The sequence below is a fragment of the Bacillus sp. AR4-2 genome (genome assembly GCF_008274865.1).
GTDB lineage: Bacteria > Bacillota > Bacilli > Bacillales > Bacillaceae_G > Bacillus_A > Bacillus_A cereus.
Genome location: NZ_CP031062.1, coordinates 4099110 through 4118973, shown reverse-complemented (window position 1 = coordinate 4118973; position 19864 = coordinate 4099110). Strand labels below are relative to the sequence as shown.

Genomic DNA, 19864 nt, shown 5'->3' with positions numbered 1-19864 from the left:
GATATAGATAGAATGATTTGTATCGTAAGCAGCACGAGTTTTCATTGAATCTTTGTTGCTCTATTGATATAATCAGTGCTAGTGTATATTGGCGAGACTATTAGGAGTTGAGAACATAGATGAATAAAGAAGAAAGAGCAAAAAGACAGTCCAAAATCCGTAATTTCTCTATTATTGCTCATATTGACCACGGAAAATCAACGTTAGCAGACCGTATTTTAGAGAAAACAAACGCGTTAACACAACGTGAAATGAAAGCTCAGTTGCTTGACTCTATGGATTTAGAGCGTGAGCGTGGTATTACAATCAAATTAAACGCAGTACAATTAAACTATAAAGCAAAAGATGGTGAAGAGTATATTCTTCATTTAATTGATACACCAGGACACGTCGACTTTACGTACGAAGTATCTCGTAGTTTAGCGGCTTGTGAAGGCGCGATTCTTGTAGTAGATGCAGCGCAAGGTATTGAAGCGCAAACGTTAGCAAACGTATACTTAGCGCTTGATAATAATTTAGAAATTTTACCAGTTATTAATAAAATCGACTTACCGAGTGCGGATCCAGAACGTGTACGTCAAGAGGTAGAAGATGTAATTGGTTTAGATGCATCAGAAGCGGTACTTGCTTCTGCGAAAGCTGGAATTGGTATTGAAGAAATTTTAGAACAAATTGTTGAAAAAGTACCAGCTCCGGCGGGTGATTCAGAAGAGCCGTTACAATGTATGATTTTCGACTCTTTATATGATCCATACCGCGGTGTAATTGCTTATATCCGTGTTGTAAATGGAACAGTAAAAGTTGGCGATAAAGTACGTATGATGGCAACGGGTAAAGAATTTGAAGTAACAGAAGTAGGTGTATTTACACCGAAAACTACGCAACGTGACGAGTTAACGGTAGGTGATGTAGGTTTCTTAGCAGCATCGATTAAAAATGTTGGTGACACACGCGTTGGTGATACGATTACACATGCGAAACGTCCAGCTGCAGAGCCGTTAGCAGGTTACCGTAAGTTAAACCCGATGGTATTCTGTGGTCTGTATCCAATTGACTCTGCTCGTTATAACGATTTACGTGATGCATTAGAAAAATTAGAGTTAAACGATTCTGCCCTTGAGTTTGAACCAGAAACATCTCAAGCGCTAGGATTTGGTTTCCGTTGTGGTTTCTTAGGACTTCTTCACATGGAAATCATTCAAGAACGTATTGAACGTGAATTTAAGATTGACTTAATTACAACAGCGCCAAGCGTTATTTATAAAGTTTATTTAACTAACGGTGAAGATGTTATTGTTGATAACCCATCTAATATGCCAGATCCACAGTCTATCGATCGTGTAGAAGAGCCGTTTGTGAAGGCTTCAATTATGGTTCCGAATGACTATGTTGGAGCTGTAATGGAGATTTGCCAAGGTAAACGTGGAACGTTTATTGATATGCAATATTTAGATGAAACGCGTGTTACATTAACATATGAAATCCCGTTATCAGAAATCGTATATGACTTCTTTGATCAATTGAAATCAAATACGAAAGGGTATGCATCATTTGACTACGAGTTAATTGGCTATAAACCATCTAAACTTGTGAAAATGGATATTCTTTTAAATAATGAACAAGTGGATGCTTTATCATTTATCGTACACCGTGATTCAGCGTATGACCGTGGTAAAGTAATCGTAGAGAAATTAAAAGAATTAATTCCGAGACAACAGTTCGAAGTGCCAATTCAGGCGACTATCGGAAATAAAGTTGTAGCACGTTCTACAATTAAAGCGATGCGTAAAAACGTACTTGCAAAATGTTACGGCGGTGACATTTCTCGTAAGCGTAAACTTCTTGATAAGCAAAAAGAAGGTAAAAAACGTATGAAGTCTGTTGGCTCTGTAGAAGTACCGCAAGAGGCATTCATGGCTGTACTGAAAATGGATGACAACTAATATTTGAAATAAAAAAGAAGTCGTTTGTGCGGCTTCTTTTTTCTGTATAATTACTTTTTAGACATCTGAGCAGCTCTCATTTACAATAATGAGAGAGCTTTTTAGTTCATATAGAGTTAGGAGATTGTTAATGTCCGAAAATATTCGAAAAGATATTCAAGATAAAATACAAAATGGTAATTTTAATTGTGAAAAGGAATTGACGCTTTCTATTATTAGTGGAAAGTGGAAAGTTGTGATACTGTGGCATCTTGGTGTGGAAGGGCCGCATCGTTTCAGTGAATTACAACGGTTATTCCCAAGCATTTCTCATAAAGTTTTGTCGAACCAATTAAAAGAGTTAATGGAAGATGGGATTGTTGATCGGACAGTATATCCCGAAATTCCTCCTCGCGTTGAGTATTATATGACGGAACTAGGCATGTCACTTTTACCGATCGTTGAAATGATGTATGATTGGGGAAAAATGCGAATGGAACAAATTCGTAATACGTTAGAGAAGTAGAGAACCCTCCGGAGTGCGGAGGTTTTCTTTTTAGAAAGGTAGGAGTTATATTTGGTACAAGCTGCATACATTCATATTCCGTTTTGTCAGCACATTTGTCACTATTGTGATTTTAATAAAGTGTTTATTGAACGCCAACCGGTTGATCAATATTTAGATTATTTAGAGAAGGAAATAATAAATACGGTTCAAAAAGTTCCATTTGATAGTATGAAAACGATTTTTGTGGGTGGGGGAACTCCGACAGCGTTAAATATGGAACAGACAAAAAAATTACTCGAGATTATTAATCGTCATTTGCGTCCGTTCGCCCCGAATTGTGAATTAACATTTGAAGCGAATCCAGGAGATCTACCGAAAGAGAAGCTAAATGTACTGCTAGAAGGTGGAGTAAATCGAATTAGTTTTGGTGTGCAAACGTTCCGTGATGAACTTCTTGAGAAGATCGGGCGCAAGCATACGAGGGAAGATGCATTCCTCGCGATTCGAGAGGCACAGGAAGTAGGCTTTAAAAATATTAATGTAGATATTATTTATGCTTTGCCAGGACAGACGATAGAAGATGTAAAAGAAACATTAGATATTGCTTTTACGCTTGGTGTACAACATTTCTCGGCATATTCATTAATTGTGGAGCCAAAAACAGTGTTTTATAACTTAATGAACAAAGGGAAATTACGTCTTCCGGGTGAAGACCATGAAGCGAAAATGTATGAAATAGTAATGGATGAAATGGAGAAACACGGTTATAACCAGTATGAAATTAGTAATTTCTCAAAAGGTGACAATAAAAGTAGACATAATCTCACATACTGGAATAATGAAGAGTATTATGGATTTGGAGCTGGAGCTCATAGTTATGTGAACGGAGAACGTATTCAAAATGTTGGTCCCCTGAAGCAATATTTTAATAAAATTGATGAAACAGGATTTCCGTATTTAGATGTTCACAAAGTGACGGAGAAAGAAAGAATGGAAGAAGAGCTGTTCTTAGGGCTTCGAAAAACAAAAGGTGTTTCTAAAACGGCGTTCCGCAATAAATTTAATGTAGAGATGGATCAAGTTTTCGCGAAGCAGTTACAAAGCAACCAAGAGCAGGGATTGCTTGAAGAGGAAGATGGACATGTGCGTTTAACGCGAAAAGGAAAATTATTAGGGAATGAAGTATTCCAATCATTTTTGATTGACTAATTAAATGTTCTATAGGCGTGAAAAAGTTTCATTATTTCGTGACGTTTCCGTTGACAATTGAATGTCAATTTTGGTAAGTTATTAATAGATTTAGCACTCAAAGACAAAGAGTGCTAACAGAGGTGATGATGAGATGCTTACGGAACGTCAGCTCTTAATTTTACAAACAATTATTGATGACTTTATTGGATCAGCGCAGCCCGTTGGGTCTAGAACGTTGGCTAAAAAAGATGAAATCACATTTAGTTCAGCTACTATTCGAAATGAAATGGCGGACTTAGAAGAATTAGGCTTTATTGAAAAAACGCACAGTTCTTCTGGACGTGTTCCTTCTGAGAAAGGCTACCGATTTTATGTAGACCATCTTTTAGCGCCGCAAAACTTACCGAACGCTGAAATTGTACAAATTAAAGATTTATTTGCTGAAAGAATTTTTGAAGCGGAAAAAATTGCACAGCAATCTGCTCAAATTTTATCAGAACTTACGAATTATACGGCAATTGTTCTTGGACCGAAGTTAAGTACAAATAAACTTAAAAATGTACAAATTGTGCCGCTTGATCGTCAAACTGCAGTCGCTATTATTGTAACCGATACAGGGCATGTACAAAGTAAAACGATTACCGTTCCGGAATCTGTTGATTTATCAGATTTAGAAAAAATGGTTAATATTTTAAATGAAAAGCTATCTGGCGTACCGATGGAAGAACTTCATAATAAAATCTTTAAGGAAATTGTTACAGTTTTACGTGGGTATGTTCATAATTACGATAGTGCAATAAAAATGTTGGATGGTACATTTCAAGTTCCGTTATCGGAAAAGATATACTTTGGAGGAAAAGCAAATATGCTTTCGCAGCCAGAGTTCCATGACATTCAAAAGGTTAGATCTTTACTTACCATGATTGATAATGAAGCCGAATTTTATGACATTTTGCGTCATAAACAAGTCGGGATTCAAGTGAAAATTGGTAGGGAAAACTCTTCGACGGCTATGGAGGATTGTAGTTTAATTTCTGCAACATATTCGATCGGCGAAGAGCAACTTGGAACAATTGCTATTTTAGGTCCTACGAGAATGCAATACTCTCGTGTAATTAGTTTGTTACAGTTATTTACGAGACAATTTACTGATGGGCTTAAAAAGTAAATGAGAGTAATACATTCGCTCAAGTGATGAAATTTTCATTGCTGTGTGTAATATATAATGCTTAGGTAATCATGCTATGCATGATACCTAATACCTTTTAAGGAGGTGAATATTGTGGAAGAGCGTAACGAACAAGTGGTAGAAGAAGTAAAAGAAGCGCAAGTTGAAGAAGCTGTCACGCCAGAAAACAGTGAAGAAACTGTAGAAGAAAAAAGTGAGGCTGCTCTTTTACAAGAAAAAGTAGATGAGTTACAAGCGAAACTAACGGAAACGGAAGGTCGCACATTACGTCTACAAGCTGATTTTGAAAATTATAAGCGCCGTGTCCAAATGGATAAACAGGCTGCTGAAAAATATAGAGCACAAAGTCTAGTTTCAGACATCTTGCCAGCTCTTGATAATTTTGAAAGAGCAATGCAAGTGGAAGCGACTGATGAGCAAACGAAATCCTTGTTACAAGGTATGGAAATGGTGCATCGTCAATTGTTAGAAGCGCTGACTAAAGAAGGTGTGGAAGTGATTGAAGCTGTTGGTAAACAGTTTGATCCTAATGAACACCAAGCTATTATGCAAGTGGAAGATAGTGAATTTGAATCAAACGCGGTTGTGGAAGAATTCCAAAAAGGTTATAAATTAAAAGACCGTGTGATTCGCCCATCAATGGTAAAAGTAAATCAATAATTTACATAAAACTAGGAGGATTCGCCATGAGTAAAATTATCGGTATTGACTTAGGTACAACAAACTCTTGTGTAGCTGTTATGGAAGGTGGAGAACCAAAGGTTATCCCAAATCCAGAAGGGAACCGTACAACACCTTCTGTTGTAGCTTTCAAAAATGAAGAACGTCAAGTTGGGGAAGTTGCAAAGCGCCAAGCAATTACAAACCCAAATACAATCATGTCTGTTAAACGTCATATGGGTACAGACTACAAAGTAGAAGTTGAAGGTAAAGATTATACACCTCAAGAAATTTCTGCCATCATTTTACAAAACTTAAAAGCTTCTGCTGAAGCATACTTAGGTGAAACAGTAACGAAAGCTGTTATTACAGTACCTGCATACTTCAACGATGCAGAGCGTCAAGCAACGAAAGATGCTGGTCGTATCGCTGGTTTAGAAGTTGAGCGTATCATTAACGAGCCAACAGCAGCAGCACTTGCTTACGGTTTAGAAAAACAAGACGAAGAACAAAAAATCTTAGTATATGACTTAGGTGGCGGTACATTTGACGTATCTATCCTTGAGTTAGCAGACGGCACATTCGAAGTTATTTCAACTGCTGGTGACAACCGTCTTGGTGGCGATGACTTTGACCAAGTTATCATCGATCACTTAGTAGCTGAGTTCAAAAAAGAAAATAACATTGATTTAAGCCAAGATAAAATGGCGCTTCAACGCTTGAAAGATGCAGCTGAAAAAGCGAAAAAAGATCTTTCTGGTGTAACACAAACTCAAATTTCATTACCATTCATTAGTGCTGGAGCTGCTGGTCCATTACACTTAGAATTAACGTTAACAAGAGCGAAATTCGAAGAGCTTTCAGCAGGTCTTGTTGAAAGAACATTAGAGCCAACTCGTCGTGCATTAAAAGACGCTGGTTTTGCTCCAAGCGAATTAGATAAAGTTATTCTTGTTGGTGGATCTACTCGTATCCCAGCTGTACAAGAAGCTATTAAACGTGAAACTGGTAAAGAGCCATATAAAGGTGTAAACCCTGATGAAGTTGTAGCATTAGGTGCTGCAGTTCAAGGTGGCGTACTTACTGGAGATGTAGAAGGCGTTCTATTATTAGACGTAACTCCACTTTCTTTAGGTATTGAAACTATGGGTGGCGTGTTCACGAAATTAATTGAGCGTAACACTACAATTCCAACAAGTAAGTCACAAGTATTCTCGACAGCTGCTGATAATCAACCAGCAGTAGACATTCACGTATTACAAGGTGAGCGTCCAATGTCAGCTGACAACAAAACGTTAGGTCGTTTCCAATTAACTGACCTTCCACCAGCACCACGTGGTATTCCACAAATCGAAGTAACATTCGATATTGATGCGAACGGTATCGTTAACGTACGTGCGAAAGACTTAGGAACAAGCAAAGAGCAAGCTATTACAATCCAATCTTCTTCAGGTCTTTCTGATGAAGAAGTAGAACGTATGGTACAAGAAGCGGAAGCAAATGCTGACGCTGACCAAAAACGTAAGGAAGAAGTTGAACTTCGTAACGAAGCTGACCAACTTGTATTCCAAACAGACAAAGTTGTAAAAGATTTAGAAGGTAAAGTAGATGCAGCTGAAGTTGCAAAAGCAACAGAAGCGAAAGAAGCATTACAAGCTGCAATTGAGAAAAACGAGCTTGAAGAAATTCGTGCGAAAAAAGATGCTTTACAAGAAATCGTACAACAATTAACTGTTAAATTATACGAGCAAGCTCAAGCAGCTGCTGGTCAAGCAGAAGGTGCGCAAGGTGCACAAGACGCTGGCGCGAAGAAAGACAATGTAGTTGACGCTGAGTTTGAAGAAGTAAAAGAAGACAAGTAATTCAACTGTAAACATAATAAGTAAGATGACAAAAAGTCAAAGTCAAGCGTGCCTTGACTTTGGCTTTTTTCACGAATGAGAAGCGATGTGTGAGGATCTTAAGTTTTTCGCTTTGCATACTGTAAGTGAGGAAACTTTGTTGCAAAGCACTTTCTTTCGGTGTTAAAATTACGTTTATGTGAAAGATTCGGGGGTTGTAAATTTATGAGTAAACGAGACTATTATGAGGTCCTTGGACTTAGCAAGGGCGCTTCAACAGATGAAATAAAAAAAGCGTATCGTCGTTTGGCTAAAAAATACCATCCAGACGTAAGCAAAGAAGAAAATGCAATTGAAAAGTTTAAAGAAGTACAAGAAGCATATGAAGTGTTAAGTGATGATCAAAAGCGTGCGCAGTACGATCAATTTGGTCATGCTGGTGCAAATCAAGGATTCGGTGGATTTGGCGGCGGAGGAGACTTCGGCGGTGGCTTCGGTTTTGAAGATATATTTAGTTCTTTCTTTGGCGGTGGTGGCGGCAGACGTCGTGATCCAAATGCTCCGCGCCAAGGTGCTGACTTACAATATCAAGTCACTTTAGATTTTGAAGAAGCTATTTTTGGTAAGGAATTAAATGTGGAAATTCCAGTAGAAGATCCATGTGATACTTGTAAAGGTAGTGGAGCAAAACCAGGAACTTCAAAAGAAACATGTAAACATTGTTCAGGTTCTGGTCAAGTGAGTGTTGAACAAAACACACCGTTTGGTCGTATCGTAAACCGTCAAGCTTGTGGTCATTGTTCAGGAACTGGACAAATTATTAAAGAAAAATGTACGACATGTCACGGTTCAGGTAAAGTTCGTAAACGTAAAAAAATCAATGTTAAAATTCCAGCGGGTATCGATAATGGTCAACAAATTCGAGTGTCTGGAAAAGGTGAAGCCGGCGTAAATGGCGGACCAGCAGGAGACTTATATGTTGTCGTTCATGTAAGAAATCATGAATTCTTCGAGCGTGAAGGAGATCACATTATTTGCGAAATGCCATTAACATTTGCGCAAATGGCGCTTGGTGATGAAGTGGAAGTTCCTACTGTTCATGGTAAAGTGAAGCTGAAAATTCCAGCAGGAACACAAACTGGAACAGAATTCCGCTTAAAAGGAAAAGGTGCTCCGAATGTACGTGGATACGGCCAAGGAGATCAATATGTAGTCGTTCGTGTTGTTGTACCGACGAAATTGACTTCACAGCAAAAAGATTTATTACGTGAATTTGCAGGACAAGAAGAGCAGGATGATAGTTTATTCGGAAAGCTTAAACGTGCTTTCAAAGGGGAATAATGGAAATAAAAAATGGAGTTGGTAAATTGTGAAATGGTCAGAAATTAGTATTCATACAACAGAAGAAGCAGTAGAAGCTGTCTCTCATATTTTACATGAAGCTGGTGCTAGTGGAGTTGCGATTGAGGATCCAGCGGAGTTAACGAAAGAGCGCGAGCAACAATATGGTGAAATTTATGCATTGAACCCAGATGAATATCCGGCGGAAGGTGTATTAATAAAAGCGTATTTCCCGCAAACGGATTCTTTACATGAAACGATTGCAGGTGTAAAATCATCTATTGATGTGCTTCCATCTTACGACATCGAAATTGGTACTGGAAATATTACCGTTAACGAAGTCAATGAAGAAGATTGGGCTACTGCTTGGAAAAAATATTACCATCCAGTACAAATTTCTGATACATTCACAATCGTACCGACTTGGGAAGAATATACACCATCTTCTCCTGATGAAAAAATCATTGAATTAGACCCGGGTATGGCGTTTGGTACAGGAACTCATCCAACAACAACGATGTGTATCCGTGCTTTAGAAAAAACAGTACAGCCAGGTGACAATATTATTGATGTAGGAACAGGTTCTGGTGTACTTAGTATTGCAGCAGCAAAATTAGGTGCGTCTTCTGTTCAAGCGTATGATTTAGATCCGGTTGCGGTTGAAAGTGCAGAAATGAATGTACGTTTAAATAAAACAGATGATATCGTGTCTGTTGGACAAAATAGTCTTTTAGAAGGTATTGAAGGTCCAGTTGATTTAATCGTAGCTAACTTATTAGCAGAAATTATTCTATTATTCCCTGAAGATGCAGCAAGAGTTGTGAAGTCAGGTGGATTATTTATTACATCGGGCATTATTGCTGCGAAGGAAAAAGTAATTTCTGAGGCGCTAGAAAAAGCTGGATTTACAATTGAAGAAGTGTTACGAATGGAAGATTGGGTAGCAATTATTGCACGAAATGCGTAATATAGATTTTAGTCTATAATGAAAAGGGGAGTCTCTCACTATAAGGTGAGGGACTTGCCGTTTGTTATATGAAAAATGATAACGTTTCGTTCTTTTCGTAAGTGTTGACTTACGAAAGGAACGAAACTCTACTAAGGTGATTATATGCAACGTTATTTTGTAGAAGAGAAATATGTAAATGAGACAAGTATTCGCATTGTAGGTGATGACGTACATCATATCGCAAGAGTGATGCGTATGTCAGCTGGTGATCATATTTATTGCTGTGTAAATGGAAAAACAGCAGTATGTTCAATTGATGAAATTACCAGTGAATTTATTAATACGGCTATTGTAGAATGGGTAGAGGCGTCAAGTGAACTTCCTGTTTTCGTGACGATTGCAAGTGGACTGCCAAAAGGAGACAAGCTAGAGTTAATTTTTCAAAAAGGAACTGAGCTTGGGGCAGCTGCATTCTTACCATTTCAAGCATCTCGCTCTATCGTAAAATGGGATGCGAAAAAAGCTGATAAAAAAGTTGAGCGTTTAAGAAAAATTGTGAAAGAAGCTGCGGAACAATCACATAGAAGTGAAATTCCAGAAGTACATGCTCCGGCATCATTTAAGCAATTGCTTTCAATGAGTGGTGAGTATGATACTTGTCTTGTTGCTTACGAAGAGGAAGCAAAACAAGGCGAGAAATCTAATTTTGCGAAAGCTTTAACGACAATGAAACCAGGTCAAAAGCTATTGATTGTATTTGGCCCAGAAGGCGGTTTAGCTGAGGAAGAGATTACAGCGCTTCGTGAACATAAATTTGTACCATGTAGTTTAGGACCAAGAATTTTAAGAACAGAAACGGCGCCGTTATACGCGTTAAGTGCTGCTTCGTATCATTTTGAATTGATGGGGTGATGATCAATGTCAACTGTTGCGTTCCATACGTTAGGTTGTAAAGTAAACCACTATGAAACAGAAGCCATTTGGCAATTGTTTAAACAAGGTGGTTATGAAAGAACAGAATATGAAAAGAAAGCTGATGTATATGTTATTAACACATGTACAGTAACGAATACTGGGGACAAAAAAAGCCGTCAAGTAATCAGACGTGCTGTGCGTCAAAATCCAGATGCAGTTATTTGCGTAACGGGATGTTATGCACAAACATCTCCAGCTGAAATTATGGCGATTCCAGGTGTAGATATTGTAGTTGGTACACAGGATCGTGAAAAGATGTTAGGTTACATCGAAGAATTCCGTAAAGAGCGTCAACCAATTAATGCTGTCCGCAATATTATGAAAACACGTGTGTACGAAGAACTTGATGTACCTTATTTCACGGATCGTACACGTGCGTCTTTAAAAATACAAGAGGGTTGCAATAACTTCTGTACATTCTGTATCATTCCTTGGGCGCGCGGTTTAATGCGTTCTCGTGATGGAAAAGAAGTTATTAAACAAGCGCAACAATTAGTGGATGCAGGCTATAAAGAAATCGTATTAACGGGTATTCATACAGGTGGATACGGCGAAGACATAAAAGATTATAACTTAGCTGGATTACTTCGTGATATGGAAGCGGAAGTAGGCGGATTAAAACGTCTTCGTATTTCTTCTATTGAAGCGAGTCAAATTTCAGATGAAGTAATTGAAGTGTTAGATAAATCTGAAGTAGTTGTACGTCACTTGCATATTCCGTTGCAATCTGGTTCTAATACTGTATTAAAACGTATGCGTCGTAAATATACGATGGAATTCTTCCAAGAGCGTTTAGATCGTTTGAAAGAAGCGTTACCAGGCCTTGCGATTACATCTGACGTAATCGTTGGTTTCCCAGGTGAAACAGAAGAAGAATTCATGGAAACATACAATTTCATTAAAGAGAACCGCTTCTCTGAGTTACATGTGTTCCCTTACTCAAAACGTACAGGAACACCTGCAGCACGCATGGAAGATCAAGTTCCTGAAGATGTGAAGAATGATCGTGTTCATCGTTTAATTGAGCTATCTAATCAATTAGCGAAAGAATATGCATCAGCGTTTGAAGGTGAAGTGCTTGAAATCATTCCAGAAGAGCAATTTAAAGACGGCGACCGTGAAGGGTTATATGTAGGGTATACAGATAACTACTTGAAAATTGTATTTGAAGGATCAGAAGAATTAATTGGTAAGCTAGTGAAAGTGAAAATTACGAAAGCTGGTTATCCATATAACGAAGCGCAATTTGTTCGTGTTCTTGAAGATGATGTGAAAAAAGAATCAGCAAGCGCATAAAAAAGAGCGTGCAACCGGAAACGGTTTGCATGCTTTCTTTATTTGAAGCGGTTAAGTACTAGAAGGTGGAGAGGCATTTCGTGCATCCCTGTATGAAAAAAGTTGAAATGATAAAAATATAGTTGTCTTCATGAAAGAAGGATACTAGCTATTTGTATAACTTTTGAAAAGGAAATGCTTCTATTCTTCTTTTATTCTGCCAAATAGTTGACCTGAAGTGATAAAATGTATTATAATCGTAAAAGACATGCTGAAGAAGTGTTTCTTTTTGCATGCTGAAGTTAGTATGTAAGTGTGATGTTTCGGAGGGAGGGAAAGAGAATGTCAAAAACAGTCGTTCGTAAAAACGAGTCTTTGGAGGATGCACTTCGCCGTTTTAAAAGATCGGTTTCTAAAACTGGTACACTTGCTGAAGCAAGAAAGCGCGAGTTTTATGAAAAACCAAGTGTAAAACGTAAGAAGAAATCTGAAGCGGCAAGAAAGCGTAAATTCTAAGAGAGGGTGTAAGTTATGAGTCTTCTCGGTCGTTTAAACGATGATATGAAACAAGCGATGAAGAATAAACAAAAAGAAAAATTAACCGTTATTCGTATGGTTAAGGCTGCTTTACAAAATGAAGGTATTAAACTGCAACATACTCTTACTGAAGAAGAGGAAATAACAGTTTTAGCTCGTGAAGTAAAACAGTATAAGGACTCCCTCCTTGAATTTAAAAAAGCTGGTCGTGAAGACCTTGTTAATAAACTGCAAAGTGAAATTCAGATTTTAAGCGCATATTTGCCAGAGCAATTAACTGAAGAAGAACTAGTTGATGTAATCAAGCAAGTTATTTCTGAAGTTGGTGCGACTTCTAAAGCAGATATGGGTAAGGTGATGACTGCTGTTATGCCGAAAGTAAAAGGTAAAACAGACGGATCACTTGTGAATAAGCTGGTTATCCAGCTATTAGCATAAAAAAACGTCTCATTTCGTATGAGACGTTTTTTTATTGTTCTTATTAAGGAAAAACGCTATATTGCTTAAAAAGCGTTTCTGTAAGTGATAGAAACGCCTCTGGTATGTAAAAAAAGGTAACGGCCTTAGTTATGATTAATCCCACCATAAAAAAAGCTTTTTCGTTTTCTTAATTTCTTCGACTAACTCCTCAATGCTTTCTGTTCCTTGTTCCACTATATCTGGACAAAATTCATACATTTCTTGCGCGAAAGATTGCATTTCTTCGTCTGTAGGTAACGCGCTAAAAATGGCATCAACCCAGTCATGATCTGCACCGATTATGATAAAAGGATAGCGATCATTCCATTTTCTTAGTTTAAAAATAACATCTATATTGCTAACTTCGTAATTAACGCCATTTGTTTGTTGGATTGTAAGGATATCAAATTGGTCATTTCCTTGTGTAATTGCAATTCTACACTCACTCTTACTTCCTTGACTAAAACTTCTTTCGCAAATAAAAGCTAAGTATCCAAGTTTCTGAACCTCAGATTGAAGTTTTATAACTTGCTGTTCAGCAGAATCCTCAAAGGTAACGAAAGAGACTCCGGCTATTTTAGATTTTGAATCAGTTGCATAAAAGGGCTGGATGCTGCTGTTAGTAACTTGTTTTATAACATTCAAAATTTCTTGACTAAATCCAATTTCCTTTCGTATTTCCTCGCTTATTAATTCATTTTTTTGTTTTTTAATGAATCCTAATATTTTTTTGAAATTCATATAACAACCACCTATAAAATATTCTTACTTACACCGCAAAATTCAGAGTGGAGCAATTTCCTTTTTCGGATTTTATCTCATTTGTCTAATGAATGACAACTACTTATTCTATGGTCAGTATGTCACGTCCAGAACGAATTGTAACAGGTTTTTTCAAGTTTCCAACTTCTTGCTAGGCTCAATTTCTTAATGTAACTTGTACTGATATCCTGTAGGGGCGCATATTCTTGTATTAATACTTCTATTATTAAAGGTAACATCCTCTGATCCATCATTGTCCTGACAAATATGATTTCATATAGCGACTGTTTTAATTAACATGATATGAACTCTTGCAGAATATAGTTATGTTAGTGAAGTCGTTATAACACGATAGGCACTTGTGAAGAAATACATATATATGGGATGAGAGGGGGTCTTTCGAGATGAAGAAATTAGAACAAATGAAAAATTGGTTGACAAAACAAGTAGACCTACCAGTGGATGTATTAATGGATCTACCTCGGATTACTCTTGTTGGGCAAATACATATTTATATAGAAAATCATCGGGGGTTATTAGTGTTTTCAGATAAAGAAGTGCGATTGCTTTTAAAACACGGTCAATTATTAATTAAAGGACAATCCTTTGTTATTAAAACGATTCTTCCAGAAGAGCTTTTACTCGAGGGGATAATTGAGCAAGTAACATTTTTAGAAAATGAAAAAAAAGGTGATTGAAGTGAAACTTCCATTTGTGAAGTTTTTCTTCTTTATCCTGTAAAAGTTCCGTTGATAGAGACTGATTACAGTTTTACTCTGTTTTATTTTAGTACGAGCTATTTTAATGCTTCAAATAAAAAGTAGTATATCTACTTTTAGAAAGGTAGTGAAGGTGGTAAATGAAAAATAAATGGTTTATAAAGTGGCTTGGATATGTAAAAGTGCGAATTGAAGGTAGAGGAGCGGAACGGTTTGTTAATGAATGTGTACGGAGGAATTTATTAGTTTGGGATGTTAAAAAGATAGCTGATGAAACGTTAGTTTTTTGTATGTTGTTACGCGATGTGAAAAAAATAAAACCAATTTATAGAAAAAATGAATGTAAATTATATTTTATTGGACGTTATGGTTTTCCTTTTTGGAATAAACGTTTAATTAAAAACAGTGGATTTTTAATTGGTTTTTTAATTTTCTTTTTTGGTGTGATTGCAATGTCAAATATGGTTTGGAAAATTGAAATTACAGGAGCTAAACCTGAAACAGAATATATATTGATGAAAGAATTGGATAAAATGGGTATTAAAAAAGGGAAACTACAATTTCAAATGCCGAATGTAGAAGATGTGCAACGCCATTTGACAGATAATATTAATGCCATTACTTGGGCGGGACTAGAAGTAAGGGGAACGACTTATCATTTTAAAATTGTTGAAAAAAACGAACCGAAGAAAGAAAAGGAACAAAGGCCACAAAATTTAGTAGCAAAAAAAGAAGCGATTATTACAAAAACGTTTGTAGAAGTTGGAAAGCCGGTTGTACTGAAAAATGATCATGTAGAAAAAGGACAGATTCTCGTATCGGGAATATATGGTAATGAGGAAAGTCCGACGATTGTTTCAGCGAAAGGTATTGTATATGGCGAAACGTGGTATACATCTAAGGTGGATGTCCCGTTAAAGACGCAATTCCAAGTGTATACTGGTAATGTATACAATGAACATTTTCTTAAATTCGGGGATACGAAAATAAAAATATGGGGATTTCAGCATGATAAGTATAAACGCTCTCGTACTGAAAGTGTAAAGCATGATGTGAAATTATTTGGTTTTACACTGCCGATTGCATATGAAAAAGATGTTGTGAGAGAAGAAGAAGAAGCGAATCGAGAATATACAGAAAAGCAAGCGCTGAAAGTAGCGAAGGAGATGGCCGAAAAAGAACTAAAGAAAAAATTGGATGAACATGCTATGATTGTAAGTGATAAGATTTTGAGTAAAGAGGTTGAGGCGGATCAACTAAAAGTCACATTGCATTATACTGTGGTTGAAAATATTGCAGAGCCACAACCAATATCCGAATCCGATATTCAAGGAGACTGAGTAATGGCAGAACAATTAGTAGAAATGAACCAACAATTGGAAAATGCTAACGAAGCAATCGCTCTTTTTGGAGTTAATGATGCGCATTTAAAAGTAATTGAACGAGAACTGAATGTATCGATCGTAACTAGAGGAGAAACTGTTCATGTATCTGGGGCAGTTGAAACGGTGGCACTCGTAGAAAAAATCTTACAGCAATTACTTGTTGTAATTCGTAAAAGTATATCAATTTCAGAGAGAGATGTTGCGTATGCGATTCAGCTTGCACAACAAGGGAAAATTGCTCAATTTGAAGAGTTATATGAGGAAGAAATTTTCAAGACTGCAAAAGGTAAATCCATTCGTGTAAAAACAATGGGGCAAAGAAGATATATTCATGCGATGAAGAAGAATGATATTGTCTTTGGGATAGGGCCTGCAGGAACTGGAAAAACATATTTAGCTGTAGTAATGGCTGTGAGGGCTTTAAAACAAGGATATGTAAAGAAAATTATTTTAACAAGACCTGCTGTAGAAGCTGGAGAAAATTTAGGTTTTTTACCAGGGGATTTGAAAGAGAAGGTAGATCCATACTTACGCCCGTTATATGATGCTTTACATGATATTCTTGGACAAGAATATACGCAGCGTATGATGGAGCGAGGAGTAATTGAAATAGCTCCGCTTGCTTATATGAGGGGGCGTACGCTTGATGATTCATTTGTTATTTTAGATGAGGCTCAAAATACAACGGGTGCTCAAATAAAAATGTTTTTAACAAGATTAGGTTTTAGTTCTAAAATGGTTATTACAGGGGACCCTTCACAAGTAGACTTGCCAAAAGGGGTAAAATCAGGGCTATCTATAGCTGCTAATATTTTATCTGGTGTATCAGGTCTGTCATTTATTACATTAGAACAAACGGACGTTGTGAGACATCCATTGGTGCAACGTATTATTGAGGCATATGATAAAATGGAATGATCCTATTTGTCAGGATCATTTCTTTTTGTATGATAAGGTTGGCGAACGTCATATTTTTTACTATCATGAAAGATAAGGAAAATAAACTATTGGTACTAGTGTATAAAATATTGCCTCAAAGTATCGTTTGGTAGAAGAAATGAAAGCTATAAATAGTTTCACTTTATTTCTGGAGAGGAGAAGGTATTGAAATCATGTCAAGATCTCAAGAAATTTCTAAGTGGTTTCGTAATTTACAACATTCGAAAAAACTAAGTTGGATTTCTTACGTTGTGTTAGGAGCAGTGCTGTTTTTTGCGCTTATGAATAATGTAAAACCAGAACAATTAGATGTTAATATGTATTCTATTGCGAAAAAGACAATCCATTCTCCTATAAAAATTGAAGATAAAGTTACAACGGATAAAAAGAAAAAAGAAGCCGCTACAAAAGTTGAAGATCAATATACATATAAAAGTGAGTATAAACAAAACAAAGTTGATATTGTGAATGACGTCTTTGCTAAAGTGGATGAAGTGGTGCAAGAGATTAAAGCTGTTGGACCGGATGATCAAAAAAAGATGACTGATGCTGAGAAAGTGGACAAGTTAAAAAAGAAACTACCCGCTGACTTAACGAAAGAGTTATCTGATTCAAACTTACTGAATTTGATTAATGCAGATCCGAGCCAATTAGTATTAGCGAAAGATGCTGCGGTCACAGCGATTAATAGTATCATGACTGAGCATATTAAAATGGACGAATTGAAAGATGCGAAAGAACGATATGTAAGTGAGATGAATAGTGTTAATGTTGATAATGGTTTAAAAGAATCAATTAAGGCGCTAGGAAGATATGCAATTTCAGCTAACTATTTTTATGACCCAATCTTAACGAAAGAGAAGAGAAAAGCAGAGGAAGATTTAGTTCCACCTGTTTATATTCTTCAAGGACAAGTTCTTGTTAGAGAAGGTGAAACAATTTCAAGTGATGTGTATAATCAGTTGAAATTAGTTGGTTTGTTAGAAAAAGGGAACGGTTTTCAACCTTATGTTGGATTAGCGGTACTCATTGGTGTGTTACTATACTTTATGCATAAACAATTTGAATTATTTTTAAAGAGAAAAAGAGAAGATAGACCGTATGTTTTAGCGTATATTACAATTTTGTCTATCACAATCGTCTTAATGAAAATCATTAGTTTGTTTCAAAAACTTGAATACGCAGGGATTGCATATGTTGTCCCAGTTGCGATGGGAACAATACTTGTAAAACTAATGATTGGTGATCGATTTGTCTTTTTAACGAGTATGATTTTTTCTGTATGCGGAAGTATTATGTTTAATGAAGGAGTAACGAGTACATTAAATTATAGTGTAGGGATTTACGTATTGTTAAGTTCGTTATCGGTTAGTATTTTCTTGCGAGAAAAAAATCGTCGTACAATGATTTTACAAGCTGGTATACTCGTTTCTGTATTAAATGTAGTCGTATTGGCGGCGCTCTTATTATTACGTAATGGGAATTTTTCGCCTCTTGAAATTGGTACGCAATTATTAATGGCTTCACTTTCAGGGATTATATCATCCGTTTTGGCTATGGGGATTTTACCATATTTAGAAAGTGGACTTGGAATCGTATCAAGTATGAAGCTTATGGAATTATCAAGCCCAAATCATCCACTTTTACGCAGAATTTTGTTAGAAGCGCCAGGGACATATCATCATAGTGTAATGGTAGCGAATCTTTCTGAGGCTGCTTGTGAAGCAGTCGGGGCAAATGGTGTATTAGCGCGTGTAGGGGCATATTATCATGATGTAGGAAAAACAGTACAACCGCAATTCTTTATTGAAAACCAAATGGGAATTGAAAACCCGCATGATAAATTAGATCCTGTAACAAGTAAAGATATTATAATTGCTCACGTAACGGATGGAGTAAGAATGCTCGAAGAATATCATATTCCACAAGAAATTATTGATATCGCTGGGCAACATCACGGTACAACGTTACTGAAATATTTTTATTATAAAGCTATTAAAGAAGATAAAGAAAAATATACAGAAGAGATGTTCCGTTATCCAGGTTCAAAAGCAACTTCGAAAGAATCGGCAATTGTTGGTATTGCTGATAGTGTAGAAGCTGCGGTACGTTCTATGAATCACCCAACGCCAGAACAAATTAATAATTTGGTGCAAAGTATTATTAAAGATCGACTGCAAGACGGTCAATTTAGTGAATGTGATTTGACGTTTAAGGAACTACAAATCGTTGGAAAAACGTTGTGTGAAACGTTAAATGGTATTTTCCATTCGCGTATTACATATCCGGAACCTCCGGAAGAAAAGGAGAAAGAATGAGTTTGTTAATTGATTTTATTGATGAAACAGAAGAAGTAAAAGAAGAGTATATGAGTTTAATTCGTGAAGTGTTAGAAAAAGCAGCTCAAATGGAAAATATCGAGGATGGTGCGGAGGTATCGGTGACATTTGTAGATAATGAGCGCATTAGAGAAATTAATCGTGATTACCGAGATAAAGATCAACCTACAGATGTAATATCCTTTGCCATGGAAGAGATGGGAGAAGGAGAAATGGAGATTGTTGGTGCAGAGATGCCGCGCATGTTAGGGGATCTTATTATCTCTATTCCAAGGGCGAAAGAGCAAGCTGAAGAGTACGGACATTCTTTCGATCGTGAACTTGGATTTTTGGCGTTACATGGCTTTTTACATTTACTTGGTTATGATCACATGACAGAAGAAGATGAAAAAGAAATGTTCGGAAGACAAAAAGAAATTTTAGAAGCTTTTGGATTAGGACGATGAAAAAAGGAAAACTTATAGATAGTTTTGGATATGCTATAGCTGGTATATTCTTTTGTTTTCGTCATGAACGAAATATGAAAATCCATTATTTAGCCGCAGTCATTGTTATATGCTGCGGCTTTTATTTCCATATTACGAAAATAGAGTGGATGATATTACTTGTTGTAATAGGGAGTGTAATGAGTTTAGAGATGGTAAATACGGCTGTGGAAAAAACGGTAGATTTAGCGACTGCCGATATTCATCCGTTTGCAAAAATTGCAAAGGATGTTGCGGCAGGAGCGGTTTTATTGTTTGCAATTATAGCTGTTATAATTGGTGCTATTATCTTTTTACCGTATATGGTATAGTTGCATTCCGAAGCTTTTATTAAGCTTTGGAAGTGCTGTAAGGGCCTTTAATGAGAGAGTGTATCTCTTCATAGCTG

Annotated in this window: 19 protein-coding genes; 18 read left to right on the top strand and 1 reads right to left on the bottom strand. The window is 36.7% G+C overall.

The window, feature by feature from the left end:
- The first annotated feature begins 119 nt into the window (after positions 1 to 119).
- The 12 genes from lepA to DN399_RS21215 all read left to right on the top strand — a co-directional run bounded on the left by lepA (position 120) and on the right by DN399_RS21215 (position 12826).
- On the top strand, positions 120 to 1943 hold the full coding sequence (gene lepA, locus DN399_RS21270; RefSeq protein WP_001030949.1) for an elongation factor 4: 1824 nt from the start codon (positions 120 to 122) through the stop codon (positions 1941 to 1943).
- Between the two features lie 130 nt (positions 1944 to 2073).
- A complete protein-coding gene (locus DN399_RS21265) occupies positions 2074 to 2448 on the top strand; it encodes a winged helix-turn-helix transcriptional regulator (protein ID WP_001293539.1) in 375 nt (124 codons plus the stop codon).
- Positions 2449 to 2499: 51 nt separating this feature from the next.
- Positions 2500 to 3639: a radical SAM family heme chaperone HemW gene (gene hemW / locus DN399_RS21260; RefSeq protein WP_000249433.1), complete on the top strand. Its 1140-nt coding sequence runs from the start codon at positions 2500 to 2502 to the stop codon at positions 3637 to 3639.
- A gap of 133 nt (positions 3640 to 3772) precedes the next feature.
- Positions 3773 to 4789, top strand: a complete 1017-nt coding sequence (gene hrcA / locus DN399_RS21255; protein ID WP_000954941.1) for a heat-inducible transcriptional repressor HrcA — start codon at positions 3773 to 3775, stop codon at positions 4787 to 4789.
- A 114-nt stretch (positions 4790 to 4903) separates the two neighbouring features.
- Positions 4904 to 5470 (top strand): nucleotide exchange factor GrpE, encoded by a 567-nt coding sequence (grpE, locus tag DN399_RS21250; protein WP_000392711.1) that lies wholly within the window; start codon positions 4904 to 4906, stop codon positions 5468 to 5470.
- Positions 5471 to 5496: 26 nt separating this feature from the next.
- On the top strand, positions 5497 to 7332 hold the full coding sequence (gene dnaK, locus DN399_RS21245; protein WP_000034700.1) for a chaperone protein DnaK: 1836 nt from the start codon (positions 5497 to 5499) through the stop codon (positions 7330 to 7332).
- A gap of 204 nt (positions 7333 to 7536) precedes the next feature.
- Positions 7537 to 8652, top strand: a complete 1116-nt coding sequence (gene dnaJ / locus DN399_RS21240; protein WP_000043947.1) for a molecular chaperone DnaJ — start codon at positions 7537 to 7539, stop codon at positions 8650 to 8652.
- Positions 8653 to 8680: 28 nt separating this feature from the next.
- Positions 8681 to 9619, top strand: coding sequence for a 50S ribosomal protein L11 methyltransferase (gene prmA / locus DN399_RS21235; RefSeq protein WP_000872101.1), 939 nt, complete (start codon positions 8681 to 8683; stop codon positions 9617 to 9619).
- A 144-nt stretch (positions 9620 to 9763) separates the two neighbouring features.
- Positions 9764 to 10513 carry a 16S rRNA (uracil(1498)-N(3))-methyltransferase gene (locus tag DN399_RS21230; RefSeq protein ID WP_001190156.1) on the top strand — a complete coding sequence of 250 codons (750 nt, stop codon included), beginning with the start codon at positions 9764 to 9766 and terminating at the stop codon, positions 10511 to 10513.
- Positions 10514 to 10519: 6 nt separating this feature from the next.
- A complete protein-coding gene (gene mtaB / locus DN399_RS21225) occupies positions 10520 to 11872 on the top strand; it encodes a tRNA (N(6)-L-threonylcarbamoyladenosine(37)-C(2))-methylthiotransferase MtaB (protein WP_000108679.1) in 1353 nt (450 codons plus the stop codon).
- A gap of 321 nt (positions 11873 to 12193) precedes the next feature.
- Positions 12194 to 12367: a 30S ribosomal protein S21 gene (gene rpsU / locus DN399_RS21220; protein ID WP_000048061.1), complete on the top strand. Its 174-nt coding sequence runs from the start codon at positions 12194 to 12196 to the stop codon at positions 12365 to 12367.
- A gap of 15 nt (positions 12368 to 12382) precedes the next feature.
- Positions 12383 to 12826, top strand: a complete 444-nt coding sequence (locus DN399_RS21215) for a GatB/YqeY domain-containing protein (protein ID WP_000054562.1) — start codon at positions 12383 to 12385, stop codon at positions 12824 to 12826.
- 135 nt (positions 12827 to 12961) lie between these two features.
- Here the strand turns inward: DN399_RS21215 and DN399_RS21210 are convergent, their stop codons facing one another.
- A complete protein-coding gene (locus DN399_RS21210; protein ID WP_001009615.1) occupies positions 12962 to 13588 on the bottom strand; it encodes a DUF4253 domain-containing protein in 627 nt (208 codons plus the stop codon).
- Positions 13589 to 14013: 425 nt separating this feature from the next.
- Between DN399_RS21210 and yqfC the strand changes: the two genes are divergently transcribed.
- The 6 genes from yqfC to DN399_RS21180 all read left to right on the top strand — a co-directional run bounded on the left by yqfC (position 14014) and on the right by DN399_RS21180 (position 19787).
- Positions 14014 to 14307 carry a sporulation protein YqfC gene (gene yqfC, locus DN399_RS21205; RefSeq protein WP_000732269.1) on the top strand — a complete coding sequence of 98 codons (294 nt, stop codon included), beginning with the start codon at positions 14014 to 14016 and terminating at the stop codon, positions 14305 to 14307.
- 161 nt (positions 14308 to 14468) lie between these two features.
- On the top strand, positions 14469 to 15668 hold the full coding sequence (gene yqfD / locus DN399_RS21200; protein WP_000792498.1) for a sporulation protein YqfD: 1200 nt from the start codon (positions 14469 to 14471) through the stop codon (positions 15666 to 15668).
- A 3-nt stretch (positions 15669 to 15671) separates the two neighbouring features.
- Positions 15672 to 16631, top strand: a complete 960-nt coding sequence (locus DN399_RS21195) for a PhoH family protein (RefSeq protein WP_000840501.1) — start codon at positions 15672 to 15674, stop codon at positions 16629 to 16631.
- Between the two features lie 194 nt (positions 16632 to 16825).
- Entirely contained in the window at positions 16826 to 18970 is a 2145-nt protein-coding gene (locus DN399_RS21190) for an HD family phosphohydrolase (protein WP_000091509.1), read from the top strand.
- Entirely contained in the window at positions 18967 to 19437 is a 471-nt protein-coding gene (gene ybeY / locus DN399_RS21185; protein ID WP_000054684.1) for an rRNA maturation RNase YbeY, read from the top strand. Before DN399_RS21190 ends, ybeY begins: the two co-directional genes overlap by 4 nt.
- The gene (locus DN399_RS21180) at positions 19434 to 19787 is read left to right on the top strand and encodes a diacylglycerol kinase family protein (RefSeq protein WP_000715466.1); all 354 of its coding nucleotides are present in this window, start codon (positions 19434 to 19436) and stop codon (positions 19785 to 19787) included. The genes ybeY and DN399_RS21180 overlap by 4 nt, the downstream gene beginning before the upstream one ends.
- Positions 19788 to 19864 lie beyond the last annotated feature (77 nt).